Here is a 26,655-nt window from a genome sequence, read left to right as displayed (position 1 = left end):
TACTAGATATAAAAACTAAATTTAAAAAAAATAAACTTTAATCAAACATAATATATTACTATTATTATATTTGATAACAAAATTATTATTTATTATTAATATTAAACTAAAATAGACTTTATTTTTGATTAAAATTTAAATATTAAAAAACAACCTTTTAAATTAACAATTTAACATTATTTTAAAACTATCAAGTATTTAACTTTAATAAACAAAATTAAATAAAATTATTTTTTTAAAAACTTTTCAATAAGAAAAAATAAAATTATTTTTTTAAAAACTAAAGATTATTTTTTATATTATATAAACATATATTTAAAAAATTATACATTTGTTTTTTATCATATTAATAAATAATTAATACTATATTATTTTCTAATAAAAAATAACTTAATAGCAGAATATATTTATTTCATATTAAACAACCAAATATATTAATATTTAAAAATATTAATTTAATTAAATAATTCATATTTAAAACAATTAATCATAATAAAAAACTTTTTATAAAATATTATCAATTAATAATGTTAATTTTAATATGCATTAAAATTAACATTATTAATTGATAAAATATCAAAATATATTTTATATATAATTTATGTAAAAAAATTACATTTTAAATTTTTTAAAATAAATATGTAGCATAAAATATTAAATTATCTTATAAAAATTTAAATTTTAAAAAATTAAATACATAATAATTCATTCAAACCCCAACGAGGACGAACAAATATACTTAAATCATCAATAAAACCATTCTTTATTCTAATTGAACCAACAAGTGCTATCATAGCAGCATTATCAGTACAAAATTCAGGACTAGAATAAAAAACTTCTACATTAATTTGTTTCATAACATTTTTTATTTTTATTCGCAATGAACTATTAGAACTTACGCCTCCTGATATAACTAAACGATTAATACCAGATTGTTTAATAGCTCGTTTACACTTTATAATAATTGTATCAATAACAGCATCTTCAAAACCTTTTGCAATATCAGATAAAGTTTGTTTATCATTAGAACTTTTATAAATTGTATTAGCAACAAAAGTTTTTAAACCTGAAAAACTAAAATCTAACCCTGGTTTTTTTGTCATTGGTCGAGGAAAAATAAAACGACCTGATATTCCTTGTTCAGCCATAATCGATAATAATCTACCACCAGGATATCCTAATCCTAATAATTTAGCTATTTTATCAAAAACTTCTCCAACTGAATCATCAAGTGATTCACCAAGTACTTCATATTTACCAATTTTAGTAACATTAATTATTTGTGTATGTCCACCAGATATAATTAACCCAAGAAACGGAAAATCAACTTTCTTTTTTTCCAACATAAAAGATAATAAATGACCTTCAATATGATGCACAGAAATAGATGGTATATTAAGAGAAAATGCCAAAGAACGACCAACTGTTGCTCCAACCATTAATGAACCAACAAGACCTGGACCAGCAGTATATGCAACAGCATCAATATCAGTTATATTCAAATTAGCTTCTTTTAATGTTTTTTTTATTAAAGGTACAATTTTACAAATATGATCACGAGATGCTAATTCAGGAACAACACCATTATAACAAGAATGAATTTTAATTTGACTATGCAACTGATTAGATAAAATTCCAATATTATCATCATAAATTGAAATACCAGTATCATCACATGATGTTTCAATACCTAAAACACGCATTATAATATCCTTAATTTTAAATTTTTATAAAAATTTATTTACATTATAAATAAAATTATAATTTACAATTCAAAATTGTAAATTATAATTACATCTTTTACTCACATATAAAACTTTACAATCAAATGTTTTTTAAAGTAAAATTTTAAATATAAAAAAAATAAATAAAATTTTGTTAAGAGGTTAACATGCCAGTAATAAAAGTACGAGAAAACGAACCATTTGATATTGCATTAAGACGTTTTAAACGTTCTTGTGAAAAAGCAGGAATTTTAGCTGAAATACGTAAACGAGAATTTTATGAAAAGCCGACAACTGAACGAAAACGTGCTAAAGCTTCAGCAATTGAACGACATATAAAAAAATTATCTCGTGAAAATGCTAGAAGAACACGACTTTATTAATCATTTAAAATTAAAATAATAAAACAATATGCATTTAAAAAAATAATAATTAGAATATTATGATAACTAAAATTAAATCTTAAAAAATTATGATTGGACAAATTCCACATTCATTCATAAATGAATTATTAACGAAAACAAATATAATAAATCTTATTAATTCAAAAATACCATTAAAAAAAAAAGGTAAGAACTATAATGCTTTTTGTCCTTTTCATAATGAAAAAACCCCATCATTTTTTGTAAATAAAAAAAAACAAATTTATCATTGTTTTGGTTGTGGTGTTCATGGAAATGCAATAGATTTTTTAATAAATTATAACAAACTTAATTTTGTTGAAGCAATTGAAGAATTATCATCGTTACATGGTATTAATTTAAAATATATAAAAGGAGAAAAAATAAACAAAACTATATTACATAAAAGAACAGAACTATATTACATTATGAAAAAAATTAATTATTTTTATCAAAATTCTTTAAAAAATACTTCAAGTAAAAAACTTAAAATTTATTTAAAAATTCGAGGTTTAACAAAAGAAATTATTGATTACTTTTCTATTGGATACGCACCTTTTGGTTGAAATAATTTATTAAATTTTTTAATTTTACACATAAAAAATTATAAATGTTTTAATGAAACCGGGATGTTTATACTAAACGATAATGGAAAAATATACGATAGATTCAGAGAACGAATTATATTTCCAATTCGAGATTATAATGGAAGAATAATTGCATTTGGTGGAAGAACATTAGATAATTCATCACCAAAATATTTAAATTCAGCAGAAACAAATATTTTTCATAAAAGACATCATCTTTTTGGATTATATGAAGCAATACAAAAAAAATATAAATTAGAAAAAATATTAATAGTTGAAGGATATATGGATGTAATTACACTAACAAAATACAATATTAATTATGCAGTATCATCTTTAGGAACATCAACAACTTATGAACAAATCAAACTTCTATTTCGTTTTACAAATACAATAATATATTGTTATGATGGAGATCAAGCTGGGAAAATAGCTGCTTGGAGAGCCTTAAAAAATTCACTTACATTTTTAAATGAGGAACGTAAATTAAATTTTATTTTTTTACCTAGTGGTGAAGATCCAGATTCATTAATACAAAAAGAAGGAAAAAAATCTTTTGAAAAACGAATTTTAACATCTAAAACATTTTCTAATTTTTTATTTGATACTCTTATATCAAAAACTAATTTAATCACACAAGATGATAAAATAAATTTCGCTAATATTACTCTTAATTTAATAAAAAAAATACCTAATAAAACTATGAGATTTTATATAACACAAAAATTAGGTTTTTATATTGGAATACCAGATATAACACAAGTAATTGCTATAACAAATAAAAAAAACAACATAAAAATCAATTATAAAACACCAAAATTCAAATTGACAACAATGCGAATACTTATAACACTATTATTACAAAACCCAATTTTTTCAAAATTAGTTCCATCTTTTAAAAAAAAAATATATACAGAAATCCCTGGGTTTTTATTATTTAAACAATTAGTTGATTTTTGCAATTCTCTTCCAGAAATAACAACAGGACAATTATTAGAAAAATATAGAAATAATAAATTATTAAAACTACTTGAAAAACTAGCATTTTGGAACGATATATGCACAGAAGAAACAGCAAAAAAATTATTTATAGATACATTAAATCATTTATTTAAAAATATTTTAAATAAACGTTTTGAATATTTAATGGCAAAAGAACGAACACAAAAACTTACATTTGATGAACGAAAAGAAGTTTATTCACTTATTCTTTTACAAACAAAAATAAATAAAAAAACTTTTAATATAAAAACTTAAAATATACTTTTTTATTGAATAATTTCATGTAAAATTAACACTTTTATCAATACTTTTAAACTATTTAATAAAAAATTTACATAAATTTTAAAATATGAATAAAATGGAATATAAGCAACAATCACAACTTAAGCTACTAGTGACAAAAGGAAAAGAACAAGGTTATTTAACTTATGCTGAAGTTAATGACCATCTTCCTGATGATATTATTGATTCTGATCAAATAGAAGATATAATACAAATTATTAACAATATGGGTATTCAAGTAATGGAAAAAGCACCAGATGCAGATGATTTTATTTTAACAGAAAATACATCAGATTCTAATGAAGATATAGCTGAAGCAGCTGCACAAGTTCTTTCTACACTTGAAAATGAAATTGGAAAAACAACAGATCCAGTACGAATGTATATGCGAGAAATGGGGACAGTTGAACTACTTACTAGAGAAGGCGAAATTGATATAGCAAAACGTATCGAAGAAGGAATTAATCAAGTTCAATGCTCAGTAGCAGAATACCCTAAAACTATTAGATATTTACTTGAACAATATGAACAAATTGAATCCGGAAAAAACCGTTTATCAGATTTAATTATAGGATTTATTAATTTAAATAATGATGAACATATTACACAAAATATACACCTTAATAATCAAGAACTATTAAATAAAAAAAATAAAAAAAACGATGAAGACAACGAAGATAATGAAGAAAATAATAATTGTGAATCTGATGAAGATAATATGATCGATCCTGAAATAGCTCATACAAAATTCTTAAATCTTCGAGAACAATATAAAAAAACACGTAAATATATTAAAATTTTTGGAAGACAAAACAAAAAAACAATAAATGCAATTGAAAAACTATCTGACATATTTAAAGAATTTAGATTAGTACCAAAACAATTTGATTATTTAGTTAACAATATGCGCATGATGATGGACCATATACGTTTTCAAGAACGAACTATAATGAAATTATGTGTTGATTTTTGCAAAATGCCGAAAAAAAAATTTATTTTATTATTTACAAATAATGAAACTAATGAAATTTGGTTAAAAACCGCAAAAAAAATGAATAAACCATGGTCTAAAAAATTATTAGAAGTTGAAAAAGAAATTTTATTTTGTTTACAAAATTTACGAAAAATAGAAGAAAAAACCGAATTACCAATTGAACACATTAAAGATATTAATCGTAGAATGTCCATTGGAGAAGCTAAAGCTAAACGTGCTAAAAAAGAAATGGTTGAAGCAAACTTACGATTAGTAATATCAATAGCAAAAAAATATACAAATCGAGGATTACAATTTTTAGATCTTATACAAGAAGGTAACATTGGATTAATGAAAGCAGTTGATAAATTTGAATATCGACGTGGATATAAATTTTCAACTTATGCAACTTGGTGGATAAGACAAGCCATCACAAGATCTGTTGCAGATCAAGCTCGTACTATTCGTATACCAGTCCACATGATTGAAACAATAAATAAATTAAATCGTATTTCTCGTCAAATGCTTCAAGAAACAGGAAGAGAACCTTCACCAGAAGAACTAGCTGAGCGAATGCTAATGTCAGAAGACAAAATACGAAAAGTATTAAAAATTGCTAAAGAACCAATTTCAATGGAAACACCAATTGGTGATGATGATGAATCACATTTAGGTGATTTTATTGAAGATACAACACTAGAATTACCTGTTGATTCTGCTACATCAGAAAGTTTGCGTTCAGCTACTAATGAAGTATTATCAGGATTAACAGCTCGCGAAGCAAAAGTATTAAGAATGCGCTTTGGTATTGATATGAACACTGATCATACGCTTGAAGAAGTTGGAAAACAATTTGATGTTACACGTGAACGAATTCGTCAAATTGAAGCAAAAGCACTACGTAAATTACGTCATCCAAGTCGATCAGAATTATTACGTAGTTTTCTAGATGAATAAATATAATTTATTTTATATTTATATAAAATATAAATTCTTAGTATCTTATTAATTTTTTAATATAGCATAATATTTTCTAATAAAAATATATTTTTATTAAATAAAAAACTTAAATTAATTATTTTATATCATAAATAAAACAATTTTATTGTAAATATTAATTTTTAATTTTAAATAATTTAAAATATTATTTTTGTAAATAATTAATAATCTAATCAATTTTTTTATATAATTTATATAATTGTAATAAATTATAAGTATTTTTTTTAAATTTAAAAAATAACATTTATTCAAAATATTTGATAACATATAAAATTATAAAAATACTATTTTATTACAATTTTTTTAATAATTAATTATTTATATAAAAATATATTAAATTATAAATATTTAGCCTTAATAAAATACTATAAATTTTTAAATAATTTTAAAATATTTTAAATTTTAAATTATTATATATTTTAATATATCAATAAAATTGGTTATTAATAAAATTAATTATTTTTAATTAATAAAATTTATTTAATTTAAATATATTTTTTAATATTTAATATTAAAAACTAAAATATATTTTTTTTAAAAACAATACCTTTAAATATTTTTCATAAAAAATATACAAAACGTTTTAATATCATTATTAATATATAATTTTATTAAAACTATTATTTTTTAGTATGTATTATTTTAAAAACCTAAAATAAAAAAATATAAAATAACGTTAATTTATTATAAAATAAAAATATTATTATAATAATTAATTATTATATATTACTCATATAATAATTTTTATTCTAAAAAACAATGAATTTTTTTAAAATACTATCTTATATAAATTTTTTATACATTTATATATATTAAAATACATATTAAATTACTAATTATGTTAAATAAAATATTACATTTATATGATAAATAAAAAATACATTTTTAATTAAAAATTTTTTAACGTTTATTATATTTTTATATAAATTATACTTTTTTACAAAAAAAATCAAAAGCTATTGCTTTAATATTAAAATATTAAAATAATAAAAATTAATAACTTAAAAAATATTTTTAATATTATTAAATAATTCTATAAAAATTCAATATATTTATAACGCATATTTTAAAAAACAAAACAAAATATACAAAATAATCATATTTTTTTTAAAAACATATAAATAATTTTATATATAAATATAAAAATAAAACTTAAATTTTTTAATATATTTAATAATTTCAAATATAAAATATACTTATATAAAAATTAACGACCAAAATACTTATCCCAATCTTTCCAAACTGGTTGCAATCCTTTTTTAATTAATACATTTATCATTTGTAACGCAGTACGATTATCATTAGGCAAAAATTGTTCTAATTCTGCACTTAATTTTGAATAACCTCCAGGCTGCGTTTTTGATCCTGCGCTTATATTATTAATTGCTATTGGAATAACATTATCTCTAAAAAAAGGAGATTCTCTTGTAGACAAAGATAATTCTACACTAGGAAACAATAAACGAAAAGCACATATTAATTGAACCAATTCTAATTCAGAAATTAATATTAAAGGATTAATTCCCCCAATACAAGGACGCAAACGCGGAAAAGAAATAGAATAACGAGTTTTTCAATAATATTTTTGCAGAAAAAATAAATGTTCAGCTAATATATAACAATCAGTTCGCCAATTATTTGAAAGTCCTAATAAAATCCCTAACCCTATTTTATCAATCCCTGCATTTCCAATGCGTTCAGGGGTATTCATACGCCAAAAAAAATCTTTTTTATTACCTTTTATATGATTATTTTTATATATTAAAGAATTATAAGTTTCTTGATAAATAATAACACCATCAACACCTATAACTCTAAGCTCCATATATTCATTAATACTTAATGGTTGAACTTCAATCATCAATGTACTAAAAAATTCTCTAACAATAGGTATTGTATGTCGAAAATAATTCATTCCAACTTTATTTTTATGTTCACCAGTAACTAATAATATACTATCAAAACCAATATCACGAATAAAATTACATTCGTTTATAACTTCAATATCATTAAGAATTTTTCGTTTAATATTATTTTTTGCAGAAAAACCACAATAAGTGCAATCATTATTACATAAATTTGATAAATATAATGGTAAATAAAAATTAATAGTATTACCAAATCTCTTGCGAGTTAATTGTTGAGCTTTGTTTGCTATTTCTTCAATAAAAAAACAAGCTGAAGGAGATAATAATGCCATAAAATCATCTAATGTTAATTCATCATTTAATAAAGCGTATTCAACATCTTTTACTGTTTTATTATTTATTTTTAATGTGATTTTATCCCAGTCAAAATTTTCAAAATATTCTCGAAAATTTTTATTCATTATTTTTTATTCCTAAAAAACTAGTTAATTGACTAGATGCTTCAGCTTTAATTTTTTCTTTTGGAATTCCACTTTTAAAAGCAAATTCTGCTGCTTGAACTGCTAACTTAAACGCTTTTGCCATTAAAATCGGTTGCTTAGAAACTGCTATTGCAGTATTTATTAATACAGCATCAGCACCAATCTCAATAGATTCCGCAGCATGACTTGGTACACCAATTCCTGCATCTATTATAACAGGAATATCAGCTTGTTTTATAATAATACGCAACATTTCTTTTGTAATTAATCCTTTATTTGTACCAATTGGAGAACCTAATGGCATTACAGCGGCACATCCAACTTCTTCCAAACGACGACATAAAACAGGATCAGCATTACAATAAGGAAGGACAACAAAATTTTTTTTTACTAATTCTTCTGCAGCTAATAAAGTTTCGATTGGATCTGGTAATAAATAACGTGCATCTGGATGTATTTCAAGTTTTACCCAATTAGTATTTAATGCTTCACGTGCTAAACACGCAGCTATAATAGCTTCCTGAGCATTTTTTGCACCAGACGTATTAGGTAATAATTTAACATTAATTTCTTGTAAAAAATCTAAAATATTATCATTTTTATAACTATCAAAACTAATACGTTTTATAGCTACTGTAACAAGTTGAGTTCCAGAAGATTTTATTGCTTCCTGCATTATTTTATAATTAGAAAATTTACCAGTTCCAATAAATAAACGGGATTTAAACATTATACCATCAATTTTTAACATTATAATTAACCACCAGAAATCACTTGAAATAATAATATGTTATCTTTATCATTTATAAAATAACAATTCCATTGATTTTTAGGAATAACTATTTTATTTACTGCAATTGCTGTTCCAAAAGTTTTTTGATTTAATAAAATTAATAAATCAGTAATTGTAATATGCTTATCAAATTCCATTAGTTGATCATTAATTATTACGTTCATTTTTTTCCTGGCACACTGGACATTTAAAAGAAATAGATAATTGAAGTTTATTCCATTTTTGTTGTTTAGCATCAAACAAAAATATTTTTCCACTTAAAACAGATGGAAAACCAATTAACAATTTAATAGTTTCTAACGCTTGCAATGACCCTATTATACCAACAACAGGTCCTAAAATACCAGACATACGACAATTTAATTCAATATCATCTTTATTAGGATAAAGACAAGCATAACATCCATAATTAAATGGTGGCTCAAGTATTATAAGTTGACCAGAAAACCCTATAGCGCTACCACTTACTAAAGTAGTTTTTGTCATAACACAAACGGAATTGATATCATGACGTGTAATCATATTATCAGAACAATCAACAATTAAATCTACTTTTTTAGCTATAGATAATAATGATTCAAAAAATAATTTTTGATGTAAAATATTAATATTAATAAGAGGGTTTAATTCATATAACCTATTTGCAGCTAATTCAACTTTTGATTTAGAAATATTTTTTGTATCGTATAATATTTGTCTTTGTAAATTAGATAAATGTAAGTTATCATAATCAGCAATTCATAAATTACCTACACCTGCTCCTGCTAAATATAAAGAAACCGGTGAACCTAAACCACCTAAACCAACAATTAAAACTTTACTATTTTTTAATTTTTCTTGACCTTGAACATCAATATCATCAAGTAAAACCTGACGACTATAACGCATAAACTCATGATCAGTTAACATGATAAAACCTTATATATGACATTATATTTTATAATACATAAAATAATAAAATATTTTTTTATAATTTTTTATTTTCAATTAATTTTAATAAAGTCTTAGTAATATAATCCCAATTATTAACTTTTGTAATTGCACTAACTAAAGAAATACCTCCAACACCAGTAGATAAAACATCCAAAACTTTTTCTACAGAAATTCCTCCTATAGCAACAGTAGAATAATTTGATGTTGATTTAACCATTGTTTTTAATGTTTTTAATCCTTGAGGAAAAGATAACATCTTTTTAGTTTTAGTTGGAAAAATATGACCTATAGATATATATGATGGACATATATATTTTGCAATAATTAACTCATTTTTATTATGAGTTGAAATACCTAAACGCAAACCATTTTTATGAATCGTTAACAAATCAGAAACCAATAAATCTTCTTGACCTAAATGAACACCGTATGCACCATATTTTATGGCCAAATCATAATAATCATTAATAAATACAAATGCATTATATTTTTTTCCTAAAACTACAGCATTTTTTATATCATTTTTTAATTCTTCATTATTCTTATTTTTTATACGTAATTGAATAACTGAAACACCTATTCTTAATAAACGTTTTATTCATAAGACTGAATCAACTACAGGATAAAGACCTAGTTTTTTTTTAGTTTTTTTAAAAGGTGTTAAAGGTAATAAATTACCATTATATAATTTCTTCATAATATATATTATATATACTCATAACGAATTTTACTATGTTAAAATTAATCATAAAAATAAAAAACTAAAAATTAAATTTTATACAAAAAATTTAATTTTTTACATCTGATTGATCAGTTTTTTGTATATCTATAGAATTACGTATGTCCTTAGAAATTTTCATTGAACAAAATTTTGGTCCACACATAGAACAAAAATTAGCATTTTTTTTAGATTGCTGCGGTAATGTCTCATCATGATATTTTTTAGCTGTTTCAGGATCAATAGCAAGATTAAATTGATCTTCCCAACGAAACTCAAAACGTGCTTTTGAAATAGCATTATCACGTATTTGTGCTCCAGGATGTCCTTTAGCTAAATCAGCAGCATGTGCAGCAATCTTATATGCAATAAGTCCTTGTTTTACATCATCTTTATTAGGTAATCCTAAATGTTCTTTAGGTGTAACATAACATAACATCGAACAACCAAACCAACCAATCATTGCTGCTCCAATACCTGAACTAAAATGATCATACCCAGGAGAAATATCTGTTATCACTGGACCTAATGTATAAAATGGAGCGTTATAACAATACTTTAATTCTTCATCAATATTACGACGTATCATATGCATCGGTACATGCCCTGGTCCTTCAATCATTACTTGAATATCATATTTCCATGCTATTTTAGTTAATTCACCTAAAATTTTTAATTCAGAAAACTGTGCTTCATCATTAGCATCATAAACAGATCCAGGACGTAATCCATCTCCTAATGATAAAGAAACATCATAAGCAGCACAAATTTCACAAATTTCAACAAAATGTTGATATAAAAAATTTTCTTTTTTATTATATAAACACCATTTTGCCATAATAGAACCACCACGAGATACTATACCTGTAAGACGTTTACTAGTCATTTGAATAAATCTAAATAATACACCAGCATGTATTGTAAAATAATCAACACCTTGTTCTGCTTGTTCCAAAAGTACATCACGAAATATTTTCCATGTTAATTTTTCAGGTATACCATTAACTTTTTCTATTGCTTGATAAATTGGTACAGTTCCAACTGGAACAGGGCTATTACGTAAAATTAACTCACGAGTTTCATTTATATAACGCCCTGTGGATAAATCCATAACAGTATCAGCACCCCAATGTATTGACCAAATTAATTTTTCTACTTCTTCTTCAACAGAAGAAGTAATAGATGAATTTCCAATATTAGCATTTACTTTTACTAAAAAATTACATCCAATAATCATTGGTTCTGATTCAGGATGATTTATATTAGATGGCATAATCGCACGACCAGAAGCTATTTCTTCACGTACAAATTCAGGAGTAATATTTTCAGGTATACTTGAGTTAAAACTTTTTCCTATATGTTGTTTTAATAAATTTTTATTACGAATACGATCGCGACCCATATTTTCACGAATAGCAACAAATTCCATTTCTGGTGTAATTATACCTTTTCGTGCATAATGAATTTGAGTTACACATTTATTATTTTTTGCTTTTAATATTTGTTTGTAAACACTATTATTTAAACTTTTAGAACAATCATCAAAAAAATATTTCTCATTAAAATTAGAAATTAAATTTTTAAAAGATACAGTATCTTCGCGATCATTAATCCATTTTAATCGTATTTTTTTTAATCCATCACATATATTAATTTCTAAATTACCATCTCCATAAGCTCCAGAAGTATCATAAACAAAAATTGGTTCATTATCCTCAAAACGTAATTTTTTTTTATTTTTATTCACTAATGTTTGTGAAAGTTGAATCTCACGCATAGGAACTTTAATATCTTCAGTACTTCCTTTTAAATAAATACGTTTCGAATTAGGAAAATAAACCCCTAATATTTTTTTTATAAATTTTTTTGCAGCATCTCGTTGTTCATTACGGTTTTTTATAATTTTTTTTATAGAAATATCCTGTATTATATTTTTTGACATAACAATTTCCCTAAAAATTAAAAATTATAACTAATATAAGTAAAACACTTAACAAATTTATCCTAAAAAATTGATTATGTCTTTAGATGAAAATTAATAATATGTTTTTAATATTTTTAAATAGATTTCAATTTTCTTTAATAATACAAATATATTAAAAATTTTAACCTAAATATTTTTTTATAAATACTCAGACATTAATATTAATTATAATATCTTTCAAAAGATTCTCAAGTTTTTTTAATTTTTTTAAATTTATAGAATTAATCTAAAAATAATATATTTATATATCATCTAAAATTGTCTAGTATAAAACTAAATCTTTAAAATTATTAAATATTTTAAAAATTTAGTTTTATACTAGACAATTCTGTGTTAATATAAAAAAATAAAATAACATATTGTAAAATTATTAAATATTAAACAAACAGTTTTTTTAATATTTAAATAAGACATATACGTTTCTTTTAATATACTAATAGATTAATTATATTAATTTATTACTATTAACAATAAACTTAAAACTATTAAAATTTTTAAATATCTATTTATTAATATAATTTTGATAATTAATATTATATTTTTATTATTTTTTTTAAAATACATAAAAAACAACAAAATATATTTTTGTAAAATAAAAAATAAATGATTGATTCCAAAAATAAACTTACATATTCTTTAATTATTACAGGTCCTCCTTACGGAACACAAAAAGCATTAAGCGCTTATCATTTTGCAAATGCTCTTCTTCATAAAAAACATATATTAAAAACTATATTTTTTTATCAAGAAGGGGTTCTTAACGGAAACAAATTTATTTTCATGGATTCCAATGAGTTAAATTTAAATGAAGCATGGCAACAAATTGCAAAAAAATCAGGGTGTAAAATACAAATTTGTGGTTCTGCTTCATTACGAAGAGGTGTTATAAGTAAAGAACAATCACTTTTATCAAACATTTATAATTTAGCAGATAATTTTACAATTACAGGATTAATAAGTTTTGCAGAAGCTATTTTAAATTCTGATAGAACAATACAATTTTAAAAAAATATGAAAAAAATCGCATTCGTTTTTACAAGAGCACCACATGGAAATTCTATTGGAAAAGAAGGACAAGATGCATTAATAGCTACATCTGAACTAACAAAAAAAATAAGTATTTTTTTTATTTCTGATGGTATTTATCAAATTTTAGACAATCAAAAACCTAATGATATACTTCTACGAGATTATATTACTACATTTAAAATATTTAAATTATATAAAATCCAAAATATATATCTTTGTACAGATTCTTTACAAGAAAGAGGATTTTTTAAAAATTCAAAATGGATTATAAAACCTCGTTTTATAAATTCTAAACAAATAAAAAATGAAATTTCATATTGCAAAATAATTATTACATTTTAGTTTTTTTATATAAATTTAATATTAATTTATCATGTTATATACATTATCAAGATCTCCGTATTACTGTGATTTTTCAAGTATCTTACGTTTAATAAATAAAGATGATTCAATATTGCTATTTCAAGATGGAGTCATTGCAGGAATTTCAAAAACAAATTTTTTTTTAGCATTACAAAAAACATGTGCAAAAATATATGCATTAAATGAAGATGTTAATGCTAGAGGATTACAAAAAAAAATATCTAAAAAAATTTTTTTTATATCATATATAGATTTTGTGAAATTAACTGAAATACATGAACAACAATTTGCTTTTTAATATAAAATTTTATACATATCTTGACAGATAAAATAATCAGACATAAAATCTAGAATCTTTTTGTAAAAATTACAATTTTAAAAAATATACACTTATTAGGAATATTATTACATAATGACCACTATTAACCAATTAGTACGTAAATCTCGTAATTCTAAAATTATTAAAAGCGACGTCCCTGCATTAGGATCTTGTCCACAAAAACGTGGAGTATGCACTCGTGTATATACAACTACACCTAAAAAACCAAATTCAGCTTTACGTAAAGTATGTCGTGTTCGTTTAACTAATGGATATGAAGTATCTTCATATATTGGAGGAGAAGGACATAATTTACAAGAACATTCAATAGTATTAATTCGAGGCGGTCGTGTAAAAGACTTACCAGGTGTTCGTTATCATACAATTCGAGGAGCATTAGATTGTGCAGGTGTAAAAAATCGTAAACAATCAAGATCTAAATATGGCACAAAAAAACCTAAAAAATAATTTTTAAAATAATTCTAAATAATTAAAAAACTATATTTTACGGAGTAAAATATTTTATGTCACGTCGTCGTATAATTAATCAACGTAAAATTCTTCCGGATCCAAAATTTGGTTCAGAATTACTAGCTAAATTTATAAATATCTTAATGATTAACGGAAAAAAATCTATTGCTGAAACAATCGTATACAAAGCACTAAAAAAATTATCTAAACATTCTAATAAAAATGAACTTGATGCATTTGAAATAGCATTAGATAATGTAAGACCAACTGTAGAAGTAAAAGCACGAAGAGTTGGGGGTTCAACTTATCAAGTTCCAGTCGAAGTTCGACAAACACGTCGTAATACATTAGCAATGCGTTGGATAATTAATGCTGCTCGCAAACGTAATGATAAGTCTATGTCTCTTAGATTATCTAATGAATTAACAGATGCTACAGAAAAAAAAGGATCTGCTGTAAAAAAACGTGAAGAAATTCATAAAATGGCAGAAGCTAATAAAGCATTCGCACATTATCGCTGGTAATAAATTCGTCATCGTAATTTTATAATTTTCTTAAAATTTTATTTATAGTATATTTTTTTAACAATCAATTAAATATATAACACAGAGGAAATAATGGCACGAAAAACACCTATAGAACATTATCGTAACATCGGAATTAGTGCACATATAGATGCAGGTAAAACAACAACAACTGAACGAATTTTATTTTATACTGGTGTAAACCATAAAATTGGTGAAACACATGATGGTTCTGCAACGATGGATTGGATGGATCAAGAACAAGAACGTGGTATAACAATAACATCTGCTGCAACTACTACTTTTTGGTCTGGAATGGCAAAACAATTTAAACCACATCGTATAAATATTATTGATACACCAGGACATGTTGATTTTACAATAGAAGTTGAACGATCAATGCGTATTTTAGATGGTGTAGTAATGGTTTATTGCGCCGTAGGTGGTGTACAACCTCAATCCGAAACAGTATGGAGACAAGCTAATAAATACAAAGTTCCTAGAATAGCCTTTGTTAATAAAATGGATAGAATCGGTGCAAATTTTTTAAGAGTTATAGAACAATTAAAAACTCGTTTAGGATCAAATCCTGTACCATTACAAATTCCAATTGGATCAGAAAATACATTTACTGGTGTTGTAGATTTAATAAAAATGAAAGCAATTAAATGGAATAATAAAGACCAAGGAGTTACATTTAAATATGAAGATATACCTACAAGTTTAAAAAAAGATGCAAAAGAATGGAATAATAAACTTATTGAATCAGCTGCAGAAAATTCTGAAGAATTAATGGAAAAATACTTAAATGGCGAAAAACTAACCGAAAATGAAATTAAAAACGCTTTGCGAAAACGAGTTATTGCAAATGAAATTATAGTAGTAACTTGTGGTTCTGCGTTTAAAAATAAAGGTGTTCAAGCTGTACTAGATGCAATTATTGAATACTTACCTGCTCCTACAGACATACCTGCAATTAAAGGAATTATCGATAATGGTAAAGGAGAAAACACAAATACTAATAGACAAGCAAGCGATAATGAACATTTCTCATCTTTAGCATTTAAAATAGCAACAGATCCTTTTGTAGGTAATTTAACATTTTTTAGAGTATATTCAGGTATAATTAATTCAGGAGATACCATATTAAATCCAATTAAATCAAAAAAAGAACGATTTGGACGTATTGTTCAAATGCATGCTAATAAAAGAGAAGAATTAAAAGAAGTTCGTGCTGGAGATATAGCTGCTGCCATTGGATTAAAAGATGTTACTACTGGAGATACTCTATGTTCAATTGAACATCCAATTATTCTTGAACAAATGGATTTTCCAGAACCAGTAATTTCTGTTTCAATTGAACCTAAAACTAAAGCTGATCAAGAAAAAATGAGTATTGCATTAAGACGACTAGCTCAAGAAGATCCATCATTTAAAGTTTCAAGTAATAACGAAACAAACCAAACAATAATCGCTGGAATGGGAGAATTACATTTAGATATTCTAGTTGAACGTATGCGTAGAGAATTTAAAGTTGAAGCAAACGTTGGTAAACCACAAGTTTCTTATCGTGAAGCAATTACCATTAAAGTAAATAATATAGAAGGAAAACATGCAAAACAAACTGGTGGGCGAGGACAATATGGTCATGTTGTTATTGATATTTTCCCATTAAACAAAAAAGATAAAAATGGGGAAAATATAGATTATGAATTTATAAATGAAATTAAAGGAGGTGTAATTCCTGGTGAATTTATAAATGCTATTGACAAAGGAATTCAAGAACAATTAAAATCTGGTCCATTAGCAAATTACCCAGTTGTAAATATTGGCGTTCGTCTACATTTTGGTTCTTATCATGAAGTTGATTCATCTGAAATAGCTTTTAAAATTGCAGCATCCATTGCTTTTAAAAATGGATTTAAAAAAGCTAAACCTATTCTTCTAGAACCTATTATGAAAGTCGAAGTAGAAACCCCAGAAGATTATATTGGAGATGTAATTGGAGATCTTAATAGAAGAAGAGGTATAATTGAAGGAATGAGTGATTTACATATGTGTAAACTTGTTCATGCGCAAGTACCATTATCAGAAATGTTTGGTTATGCAACAGACCTAAGATCTCAAACTCAAGGCAGAGCTTCGTTTTCTATGGAATTTATAAAATATAATGAAACACCAAATAATATTGCACAATCTATTTTTGAAGAAAGAAAAATTAACTAATTTTCAATAAGATTTTTATAATAAAAAAACTTATCATAAATTTATTCTAAAATATACCAATATTTTTTAATTTTATAATTTTTTTAAAAAATATATTGTTTTCTAAAAAAATATTAATAAAAAACTTCTTAAAAGATATTAATTATGTATCAAAACAATGAAAATCAAAAAAATAAAAATAATATAGAAATATTTAAATGGGGTATAGTTTTTATTTTATTAATTATAGCAATTATTGGAAACTATTATTTCCGTAAATATAATTTAATAATAAGATTTTTTGTAATTATAAGTTTAATATTACTTTCAGGTATTATAGCTTTATGGACAAAAAAAGGAAAAAAAATATTAGAATTTACAAAAGAATCATTTATAGAAATAAAAAAGGTAATTTGGCCAACTAAACAAGAAACATTACAAATTACTTTAGTTGTCGCTATAGTAACAACTATTATGTCACTAATCCTTTGGGGTTTAGATAGTATATTAGTAAGATTTATTTCATTTATTACAAATATAAAGTTATTTTAAACATATTATATTTATAATAAATACAATAAATATTAATTATTATCTAAAACAAATCCAAACAAATATTTAAGATTAAATTTATATTTACTTTACACTATATTTATATATAATAAAAATATACTTAAATATTCTATAAAAAAAAATAAAATATTTAAATGAATATTTTCATATAAAAAAACTATAATATACTATTAAATAATCAATGTAATTTTATTTATTTTTTTTAAAAAATTATCAAAAATTATATAAAATATAACTATAAAACTACTAAATACATTAATTGTTTTCAATAATAATATATCATCATTTTATATATTAAAAAACATTTAATCCTATAAATAATTAAAAATTGTGAAAATTAAAAAACAAATGACCAAATTAACTAAACGAATGCAAAACATAAATGAAAAAATTGATAAAACTAAACAATACAACATAGATGAAGCTATATGCCTTTTAAAAGAAATATCTACAGTAAAATTCATAGAAAGTATAGATGTAGCTATTAATTTAGGAATAGACCCACGAAAATCAAATCAAAATATTAGAGGTACAATAATATTACCACATGGCACTGGACGCAAAATTAATGTTGCAGTATTTGCACAAGGTAAAAATGCAGAAGAAGCTAAAATTGCAGGAGCAGATTTAATTGGGATGGAAGATATAATAGATACAATCAAAAACGAAAAAATAAAATTTGATGTAGTTATTGCTTCTCCTGAAGCAATACATGTAGTTAGCAAAATAGGACAATTTTTAGGACCTCGCGGTCTTATGCCTAACCCTAAATTTGGAACTGTAACTACTAATATTTTTAATGCAGTAAAAAATGCTAAATCAGGACAAATTCGCTATAAAAATGATAAAAATGGAATTATACATACAAGTATAGGTAAAATTAATTTTAGCGTAAATAATCTAAAAGAAAATTTAAAAACACTATTAAATAATTTAAAAAAAGAAAAACCAAACACATCAAAAGGAATTTTTATTAAAAAAATAACTTTATCTAGTACTATGACTACAAGCCTTATTATAAATCAAACAAGTTTATTAATATAATCAATAATTGATACATAACATTATTTTTAATAATACTTTACATTTATATTATTTTGTATAAAATCTAGTTAAAATAAAATAATAAATTATTATTAATAAATTAATATTAAAACATAGAATATTGTATTCTACATAACAACATATAAAATAATTATATATTGATATTTTGTTTTTTTTTATTTTAAAAACAAAATATCAATATATAATTATAATATTCAATATTACACACTAATACATTAATCAATAATATTATATACTAATCCAGGAGTAATATAGTGCCATTAAATCTTCAAGATAAAAAAAACATTATTGATAAACTTAATAAAATTGCTAAAAAAGCTATGTCTGCTGTCATTGCTGACCCGAGAGGGATAAGTTCAGTTAAATTAACTGAACTCCGTAAAATAGGACGTAAAACTAATGTTTACATACGTGTTGTTCGTAATACGTTAATTCGTATAGCAATAAAAAAAACTAATTATGAAATTTTAGATAAATTTTTTACTGGTCCAACATTAATTGCTTTTTCTAATAAACATCCTAATGCCGCTGCTCGTGTATGCAAAGAATTTGAAAAAATAGATCCATTATTTAAAATAAAAGTTGCTGCATTTGAAAAAAAAATAATTAAAGCTGAAGATATCGAAACTTTAGCATCTATTCCAACTTTTGAAGAATCAATTACAATTTTAATATTAACAATTAAAGAAGCCGCTTTTGGTAAAATAATTCGTACTATTGTTGCTTTACAAAAAACAAAAAACTAAATACGATAATTAACTTTTAATATTATTAATATGTATGAATTTTAGGAAAAATTTTGTTATGTCTATTACTAAAAACCAGATACTTGATACACTTTCAGAAATGTCTATTACAGATATTACTGAATTAATTAATATGATGGAAAAAAAATTTGGTGTTTCAACTTCTTTACCTATGAATACTATTCAAAACACTACTGAAGTCATTGAAGAAAAAACTGAATTTAATGTTATATTAACATCTATTGGAAACAATAAAGTTGCAGTTATAAAAGCAGTTCGTAGTGCGACTGGATTTGGCCTTAAAGAAGCCAAAGATATAGTTGAATCTGCACCAGTTACTATAAAAGAAGGAATAAATAAAAAAGAAGCTGAAAATCTTAAAAAATCTTTAGAGGATTCAGGTGCTTCTGTTGAACTTAAATAAAATAAAATAAATCTTATAAAAACTGGTAGTTCACTTTACCAGTTTTTTAAATTTATTAATATTAATTATTTTTATAAAAAACTTCACATACTTAAATATAAATAAAAAAAACAAATTAAAATAAAATTATTACTATATATTATATAAAAATGTAAAAATTTTTTATAAAAATTAACTTTTAATTTATTAATTAATAATTAAATTTACTGTAATTAAAAAATAAATAATAAAAAATTTATATTTATACAAATACTATACATTAATTCTTATAATTCTAATTATTTTATTTTTTTAAACAACTAAAACATCTATTATAACTAATGTTTAATAAAACTAATATTTATATATTATATAATATATTCTATTTTTTCAATATATTCTAAAAATATAATTTTAAATTATTAAAAATTATTTTTAATAAAAAAAGTAACTATAAAATTATAATAATAAAAAACAATAAAATATTATTTTTATCACAAAAATTTAAACACATAAAAATATATTTTATGATAATTCTGCAATAATTTTATTGAGGTTTTTATCAATGTCAGATTCATATAAAAAACGTTGGTATGTCATTCAAACTTTTTCTGGTTTTGAAAGTCGAGTAGCTCAATCTTTACAAGAATATATAAAAATTCATTATATGGAAAATTACTTTGGTGAAATACTTGTGCCAACAGAAGAAGTTGTTGAAATTCGTAGTGGTCAACGACGTAAAAGTGAACGTAAATTTTTTCCTGGTTATGTTTTAGTACAAATGATTATGAATGATAATTCTTGGTATTTAGTGCGTAGTGTACCACGTGTTATGGGATTTATAGGAGGAACATCTGACAAACCAGCACCAATTAGTGATAAAGAAGTTGATTTAATTACAAATAGATTACAAAAAGCCGGAGATAAACCTCGACCAAAAATATTATTTGAACCTGGTGAAATTATTCGAGTTAGTGAAGGACCTTTTGTTGATTTTAATGGTGTTGTTGAAGAAATAGATTATGAAAAAAGTCGTTTAAAAGTGTCTATTTCAATTTTTGGGCGAGCTACTACTGTAGAATTAAATTTTAGTCAAATAGAAAAAACCTAATTTTTAATAAAAACTAACTTGCAAAAAAATTTTAATTTTATTATAGTTTTAAGCTTTTATAATTACTTATTCAAAGATATTTAAAATTCAATCACTATATTTTAATAAATTATAGAGAATATATTTATGGCAAAAAAAATACAAACATATATAAAACTACAAGTTGCAGCTGGTATGGCAAACCCAAGTCCACCTGTTGGACCAGCATTAGGACAACAAGGAATAAATATTATGGATTTTTGCAAAACATTCAACAGCAAAACAAACACACTTGAAAAAGGAATACCAATACCTGTTATAATTACAGTTTTCACTGATAAAACATTTACTTTTATAACAAAAACTCCACCTACAACATTTTTACTTAAAAAAATAGCTGGTATAAAATCAGGTTCAGGAAAACCAAATAAAGAAAAAATTGGAAAAATAACATACGAACAAATTCAAACAATAGCTAAAATAAAATATCCAGATATGACTGGATCTGATATCAATGCAATAATACGATCAATTAAAGGAACTGCTAATTCTATGGGGTTAATTGTAGAAAATTAATAAAACAACATTTTTAAAATTTAATAAGTTTAAAAATTTTATTTTTTATAAAAAATATAGATAATAAAAATATTTCATTAAATTTTAATTATCATTTATATAAAAAAATTTTATAAAAAAAATATATATTTTATAAAATATATAAAAATAAAAAAATAAAATTACATTTCACGAATATTAGTAAAAAATATAAAAATATTAAGCAAATAAAATATTTTAATAAATTAAAAAAACTAAATTAAATTTATCAATATACTGTGATAAATATTAGTATTTTTACTATATTAATATTAATCGCCTTCCAAAACTTTATTTAATTTTTAAATAAATTAATTTGTTATATTTTAAATAATTATTGCTATATCAATAACAAATGTAAAAACTAATTTAAAATAAATAATAATATTTTAAAAAAATATTATTATTTTTATATCTAAAATAAACGTAATATTTACTAATATTATAAACTTTTAAAAACTAAATAAACGATCTGAGGAAGCTTATGGTTTATTCATATACCGAAAAAAAACGTATTCGTAAAGATTTTGGTAAACGTCCACAAGTTTTAAATATACCTTATCTACTCTCTATACAACTTAATTCATTTCAAAAGTTTATAGAAAAAGATCCAAATGGTAAAAATGGATTAGAATCAGCTTTTCGTTCTATATTTCCAATAAAAAGTTATAGCGGAAATGCTGAATTAGAATATATAAATTACCGTTTAGGAACTTCTTCATTTGACGTAAAAGAATGTAAAATTCGTGGTATAACGTACTCAGTTCCACTTCGTGCTAAATTACGTCTTATCACTTACGAACGCGAATCACAAGAAAATAATGTAAAAAATATAAAAGAACAAGAAGTGTATATGGGCGAAATTCCACTTATGACTAAAAATGGAACTTTTATAATAAACGGGATAGAACGTGTAATTGTATCTCAATTACACCGTAGTCCAGGAGTATTTTTTGATAGCGATAAAGGAAAAACACATTCATCTGGTAAAGTTTTATATAATGCACGAATTATTCCTTATCGTGGATCTTGGCTTGATTTTGAATTTGATCAAAAAGATAATTTATTTATTCGTATAGATCGTCGTAGAAAATTACCTGCAACTATTATTTTACGTGCAATGAACTATAACACAGAAGAAATATTAAATTTATTTTTTGAAAAAACAATATTTCATTTGCATAATAATAAAATTATAATGTCTCTTATTCCTAAACAACTAAGAGGTGAAACTATTTTTTTTGATATTAAAAAAAATAATAAAATTTATATTGAAAAAGGACGAAGAATTACTTCACAGCATATTAAATTATTAGAAAAAGAAAAAATTGATAATATTGAAATTCCTATGGAATATATTATCGGTAAAACAATATCAAAAGATTATATCAATAAAAATACAGGAAAATTAATATGTCAAGCAAACACTAGACTTTCATCTGACATATTAACAAATTTATACCAATCTGGTCATAACATAATTGAAACATTATTTATTAATGAATTAGATCATGGACCATATATATCTGAAACATTACGAATTGATTCTACTAACGATCGATTAAATGCATTAGTAGAAATTTATCGAATGATGCGCCCTGGAGAACCTCCAACACGTGAAGCAGCAGAAAACTTATTTGATAACTTATTTTTTTCTAAAGATCGTTATGATTTATCAGTTGTAGGAAGAATGAAATTTAATCGCTCATTAAATCGTAAAAAAATTGAAGGCTCAAGTGTTTTAAATAAAGAAGATATTATCGATGTTATGCGAAAACTAATAGATAACCGTAATGGAAAAGGAGAAATAGACGATATTGATCATTTAGGAAATAGAAGAATCCGTTCTGTTGGTGAGATGGTTGAAAATCAATTTCGAATAGGTTTAATTCGTGTTGAACGATCAGTAAAAGAACGATTATCTCTAGGTGATTTAAATATATTAATGCCACAAGATATAATCAATGCAAAACCTATATCTGCAGCAATAAAAGAATTTTTTTGTTCTAGCCAATTATCTCAATTTATGGATCAAAATAATCCGTTATCTGAAATTACTCATAAACGCCGTATATCAGCATTAGGCCCAGGTGGTTTAACTCGTGAACGTGCAGGTTTTGAAGTACGTGATGTACATCCTACTCATTATGGACGTTTATGTCCAATAGAAACACCTGAAGGTCCAAATATCGGTTTGATTAATTCTTTATCTATTTATGCGCAGACTAATAAACATGGTTTTTTAGAAACACCATACAGATTAGTACAAAATGGTATTGTGACAAATAAAATTCACTTTTTATCTGCAATTGAAGAAGGTAATTTTATTATAGCTCAAGCTAATACTGAATTAAGAGATAATGGTGCTTTTATAGAAGAACTTATAACTTGTAGACATAAAGGAGAATCAAGTTTATTTAATCCAGAACAAGTTGAATATATGGATGTTTCAACTCAACAAATTGTTTCTGTTGGTGCTGCACTTATTCCATTTCTTGAACATAATGATGCTAATAGAGCTTTAATGGGAGCAAATATGCAACGTCAAGCTGTCCCTACTTTAAAATCAGAAAAACCCTTAGTTGGAACAGGAATGGAACGTACAGTAGCAGTAGACTCTGGTGTAACAGTTATTGCAAAACGTGGTGGTATAGTTCAATATATTGACGCTTCTCGTATAGTTATAAAAGTAAACGAAATAGAAATGTTAAATTCTGAAGAAAGTGGAATTGATATATATAATTTAACAAAATATACTCGTTCCAATCAAAATACATGTATTAATCAAAAACCATGTGTATCATTAGGAGAAAAAATTAAACGTGATGATGTTTTAGCTGATGGACCTTCAACTGATCTTGGTGAATTAGCACTTGGACAAAATATGTGTGTAGCATTTATGCCATGGAATGGTTATAATTTTGAAGACTCTATTTTAATTTCTGAACGTATTGTTCAAGAAGACCGTTTTACAACAATCCATATTCAAGAACTTTCTTGTGTATCACGAGATACAAAATTAGGATCAGAAGAAATAACTGCAGATATTCCTAATGTAGGAGAAGCCGCTCTTTCTAAACTCGATGAAACTGGAATTGTTTATATAGGAGCTGAAGTTAAAGGTGGAGATATTTTAGTAGGAAAAGTAACTCCAAAAGGTGAAACACAATTAACACCTGAAGAAAAACTACTTCGTGCTATTTTTGGTGAAAAAGCATCAGATGTAAAAGATTCATCTCTAAGAGTTCCTAACGGTGTTTCTGGTACAGTTATTGATGTACAAATCTTTACTCGTGATGGAATAAAAAAAGATAAACGAGCATTAGAAATTGAAGAATCTCAATTACAAGATATCAAAAAAGACCTAACAGAAGAATTACGTATTTTTGAAATAGATCTATTTACACGTGTATATAATTTATTAATTAATGCTAAAATAGAAACAAAAAAATTAAACGAATTATCTAAAGAACAATGGCTAAATTTAACTTTAATCGATAAAAAAAAGCAAAATCAATTAAAACAACTTACTGAACAATATAACGATTTAAAATCTAAATTCGAAAAAAAATTAGATATAAAACGACGTAAAATAACACAAGGTGATGATTTAGCTCCAGGGATATTAAAAATTGTTAAAATTCATCTAGCTGTAAAACGTCAAATCCAACCAGGAGATAAAATGGCTGGCCGCCATGGAAACAAAGGTGTTATATCAAAAATTAATCCAATTGAAGATATGCCTTACGATAAAAACGGAAATACAGTAGACATAGTACTAAATCCACTAGGTGTACCATCTCGAATGAATATTGGACAAATTTTAGAAACACATTTAGGTATGGCAGCTAAAGGTATAGGAAATAAAATTAATACATTACTTAAAAATCAAAATGAAATTCATAAAATACGTAATTTTATTCAAAAAGCTTATAATATAGGTGAAGACTTACGTCAAAAAATTAATTTAAATTGTTTTTCTGATAACGAAATTTTACAACTAGCTAATAATTTAAAAAAAGGATTACCAATTGCAACACCAGTATTTGATGGTGCAAAAGAAAAAGAAATAAAAAAATTATTAGAACTTGGCGGATTACCAACTTCAGGACAAATTACATTATTCGATGGTCGCACTGGAGAAAAATTCGAACGTAAAGTTACTGTTGGTTATATGTATATGTTAAAATTAAATCATTTAGTTGATGATAAAATGCACGCTAGATCAACAGGTTCTTACAGCTTAGTAACTCAACAACCTCTTGGTGGACGAGCACAGTTTGGAGGACAACGTTTTGGAGAAATGGAAGTATGGGCATTAGAAGCATATGGGGCTTCTTATTCTCTTCAAGAAATGCTTACAGTAAAATCAGATGATGTTAACGGAAGAACAAAAATGTATAAAAACATAGTTGATGGAAACCATCAAATGGAACCAGGTATGCCAGAATCTTTTAATGTATTATTAAAAGAAATACGTTCACTTGGTATCAATATTGAATTAGAAGATAAATAATTTTTATATTA

At 24.0% G+C, this 26,655-nt stretch carries 22 protein-coding genes and 1 pseudogene; 16 read left to right on the top strand and 7 right to left on the bottom strand.

Annotated features, from left to right (window positions below; translation table 4 throughout):
- Positions 1 to 689 precede the first annotated feature (689 nt).
- Complete coding sequence (gene tsaD, locus AAGD61_RS00655) at positions 690 to 1,703, bottom strand: tRNA (adenosine(37)-N6)-threonylcarbamoyltransferase complex transferase subunit TsaD (RefSeq protein WP_341765119.1); 1,014 nt, start codon at positions 1,701 to 1,703, stop codon at positions 690 to 692.
- Between the two features lie 188 nt (positions 1,704 to 1,891).
- Between tsaD and rpsU the strand changes: the two genes are divergently transcribed.
- From rpsU to rpoD, 3 genes are all read left to right on the top strand, one after another.
- Positions 1,892 to 2,107 carry a 30S ribosomal protein S21 gene (gene rpsU / locus AAGD61_RS00650; protein WP_341765118.1) on the top strand — a complete coding sequence of 72 codons (216 nt, stop codon included), beginning with the start codon at positions 1,892 to 1,894 and terminating at the stop codon, positions 2,105 to 2,107.
- 89 nt (positions 2,108 to 2,196) lie between these two features.
- Positions 2,197 to 3,969, top strand: coding sequence for a DNA primase (dnaG, locus tag AAGD61_RS00645; RefSeq protein WP_341765117.1), 1,773 nt, complete (start codon positions 2,197 to 2,199; stop codon positions 3,967 to 3,969).
- A gap of 94 nt (positions 3,970 to 4,063) precedes the next feature.
- Complete coding sequence (rpoD, locus tag AAGD61_RS00640; protein WP_431307849.1) at positions 4,064 to 5,926, top strand: RNA polymerase sigma factor RpoD; 1,863 nt, start codon at positions 4,064 to 4,066, stop codon at positions 5,924 to 5,926.
- 1,249 nt (positions 5,927 to 7,175) lie between these two features.
- Here rpoD and thiH read toward each other — a convergent pair.
- The 6 genes and pseudogenes from thiH to thiC all read right to left on the bottom strand — a co-directional run.
- A complete protein-coding gene (gene thiH / locus AAGD61_RS00635; protein WP_341765115.1) occupies positions 7,176 to 8,297 on the bottom strand; it encodes a 2-iminoacetate synthase ThiH in 1,122 nt (373 codons plus the stop codon).
- The gene (locus tag AAGD61_RS00630; protein ID WP_341765114.1) at positions 8,290 to 9,069 is read right to left on the bottom strand and encodes a thiazole synthase; all 780 of its coding nucleotides are present in this window, start codon (positions 9,067 to 9,069) and stop codon (positions 8,290 to 8,292) included. Before AAGD61_RS00630 ends, thiH begins: the two co-directional genes overlap by 8 nt.
- A 5-nt stretch (positions 9,070 to 9,074) precedes the next feature.
- Positions 9,075 to 9,275, bottom strand: a complete 201-nt coding sequence (thiS, locus tag AAGD61_RS00625) for a sulfur carrier protein ThiS (RefSeq protein WP_341765113.1) — start codon at positions 9,273 to 9,275, stop codon at positions 9,075 to 9,077.
- Entirely contained in the window at positions 9,259 to 10,020 is a 762-nt protein-coding gene (locus AAGD61_RS00620; protein ID WP_341765112.1) for a HesA/MoeB/ThiF family protein, read from the bottom strand. The genes thiS and AAGD61_RS00620 overlap by 17 nt, the downstream gene beginning before the upstream one ends.
- A 58-nt stretch (positions 10,021 to 10,078) precedes the next feature.
- A complete protein-coding gene (gene thiE, locus AAGD61_RS00615; RefSeq protein ID WP_341765111.1) occupies positions 10,079 to 10,741 on the bottom strand; it encodes a thiamine phosphate synthase in 663 nt (220 codons plus the stop codon).
- Between the two features lie 136 nt (positions 10,742 to 10,877).
- Positions 10,878 to 12,704, bottom strand: a pseudogene (gene thiC / locus AAGD61_RS00610) (phosphomethylpyrimidine synthase ThiC); the annotation flags it as partial.
- Positions 12,705 to 13,349: 645 nt separating this feature from the next.
- Between thiC and tusD the strand changes: the two are divergent.
- The 13 genes from tusD to rpoB all read left to right on the top strand — a co-directional run bounded on the left by tusD (position 13,350) and on the right by rpoB (position 26,644).
- A complete protein-coding gene (tusD, locus tag AAGD61_RS00605; RefSeq protein ID WP_341765110.1) occupies positions 13,350 to 13,751 on the top strand; it encodes a sulfurtransferase complex subunit TusD in 402 nt (133 codons plus the stop codon).
- 6 nt (positions 13,752 to 13,757) lie between these two features.
- On the top strand, positions 13,758 to 14,117 hold the full coding sequence (gene tusC, locus AAGD61_RS00600) for a sulfurtransferase complex subunit TusC (RefSeq protein WP_341765109.1): 360 nt from the start codon (positions 13,758 to 13,760) through the stop codon (positions 14,115 to 14,117).
- Between the two features lie 31 nt (positions 14,118 to 14,148).
- Positions 14,149 to 14,436, top strand: coding sequence for a sulfurtransferase complex subunit TusB (tusB, locus tag AAGD61_RS00595; protein WP_341765108.1), 288 nt, complete (start codon positions 14,149 to 14,151; stop codon positions 14,434 to 14,436).
- 114 nt (positions 14,437 to 14,550) lie between these two features.
- Positions 14,551 to 14,925 carry a 30S ribosomal protein S12 gene (gene rpsL / locus AAGD61_RS00590; RefSeq protein ID WP_341765107.1) on the top strand — a complete coding sequence of 125 codons (375 nt, stop codon included), beginning with the start codon at positions 14,551 to 14,553 and terminating at the stop codon, positions 14,923 to 14,925.
- 56 nt (positions 14,926 to 14,981) lie between these two features.
- Positions 14,982 to 15,452 (top strand): 30S ribosomal protein S7, encoded by a 471-nt coding sequence (gene rpsG, locus AAGD61_RS00585; RefSeq protein ID WP_341765106.1) that lies wholly within the window; start codon positions 14,982 to 14,984, stop codon positions 15,450 to 15,452.
- A gap of 93 nt (positions 15,453 to 15,545) precedes the next feature.
- Complete coding sequence (gene fusA / locus AAGD61_RS00580; RefSeq protein ID WP_341765105.1) at positions 15,546 to 17,678, top strand: elongation factor G; 2,133 nt, start codon at positions 15,546 to 15,548, stop codon at positions 17,676 to 17,678.
- A gap of 144 nt (positions 17,679 to 17,822) precedes the next feature.
- Complete coding sequence (secE, locus tag AAGD61_RS00575) at positions 17,823 to 18,209, top strand: preprotein translocase subunit SecE (protein ID WP_341765104.1); 387 nt, start codon at positions 17,823 to 17,825, stop codon at positions 18,207 to 18,209.
- A gap of 369 nt (positions 18,210 to 18,578) precedes the next feature.
- Positions 18,579 to 19,274 (top strand): 50S ribosomal protein L1, encoded by a 696-nt coding sequence (gene rplA / locus AAGD61_RS00570; protein ID WP_341765103.1) that lies wholly within the window; start codon positions 18,579 to 18,581, stop codon positions 19,272 to 19,274.
- A 275-nt stretch (positions 19,275 to 19,549) separates the two neighbouring features.
- Positions 19,550 to 20,041, top strand: a complete 492-nt coding sequence (gene rplJ / locus AAGD61_RS00565) for a 50S ribosomal protein L10 (RefSeq protein ID WP_341765102.1) — start codon at positions 19,550 to 19,552, stop codon at positions 20,039 to 20,041.
- A gap of 58 nt (positions 20,042 to 20,099) precedes the next feature.
- Positions 20,100 to 20,465 (top strand): 50S ribosomal protein L7/L12, encoded by a 366-nt coding sequence (gene rplL / locus AAGD61_RS00560; protein ID WP_341765101.1) that lies wholly within the window; start codon positions 20,100 to 20,102, stop codon positions 20,463 to 20,465.
- Positions 20,466 to 21,009: 544 nt separating this feature from the next.
- On the top strand, positions 21,010 to 21,555 hold the full coding sequence (gene nusG, locus AAGD61_RS00555) for a transcription termination/antitermination protein NusG (RefSeq protein ID WP_341765100.1): 546 nt from the start codon (positions 21,010 to 21,012) through the stop codon (positions 21,553 to 21,555).
- A 126-nt stretch (positions 21,556 to 21,681) separates the two neighbouring features.
- Complete coding sequence (gene rplK, locus AAGD61_RS00550; protein ID WP_341765099.1) at positions 21,682 to 22,110, top strand: 50S ribosomal protein L11; 429 nt, start codon at positions 21,682 to 21,684, stop codon at positions 22,108 to 22,110.
- 502 nt (positions 22,111 to 22,612) lie between these two features.
- Complete coding sequence (rpoB, locus tag AAGD61_RS00545) at positions 22,613 to 26,644, top strand: DNA-directed RNA polymerase subunit beta (protein WP_341765098.1); 4,032 nt, start codon at positions 22,613 to 22,615, stop codon at positions 26,642 to 26,644.
- The last annotated feature ends 11 nt before the right edge of the window (positions 26,645 to 26,655 follow it).

The organism is Candidatus Providencia siddallii, assembly GCF_964026685.1.
GTDB classification, from domain to species: domain Bacteria; phylum Pseudomonadota; class Gammaproteobacteria; order Enterobacterales; family Enterobacteriaceae; genus Providencia_A; species Providencia_A siddallii_A.
Note: the sequence above shows the minus strand (reverse complement) of the source record. Positions and strands in the feature narration are given on the sequence as shown.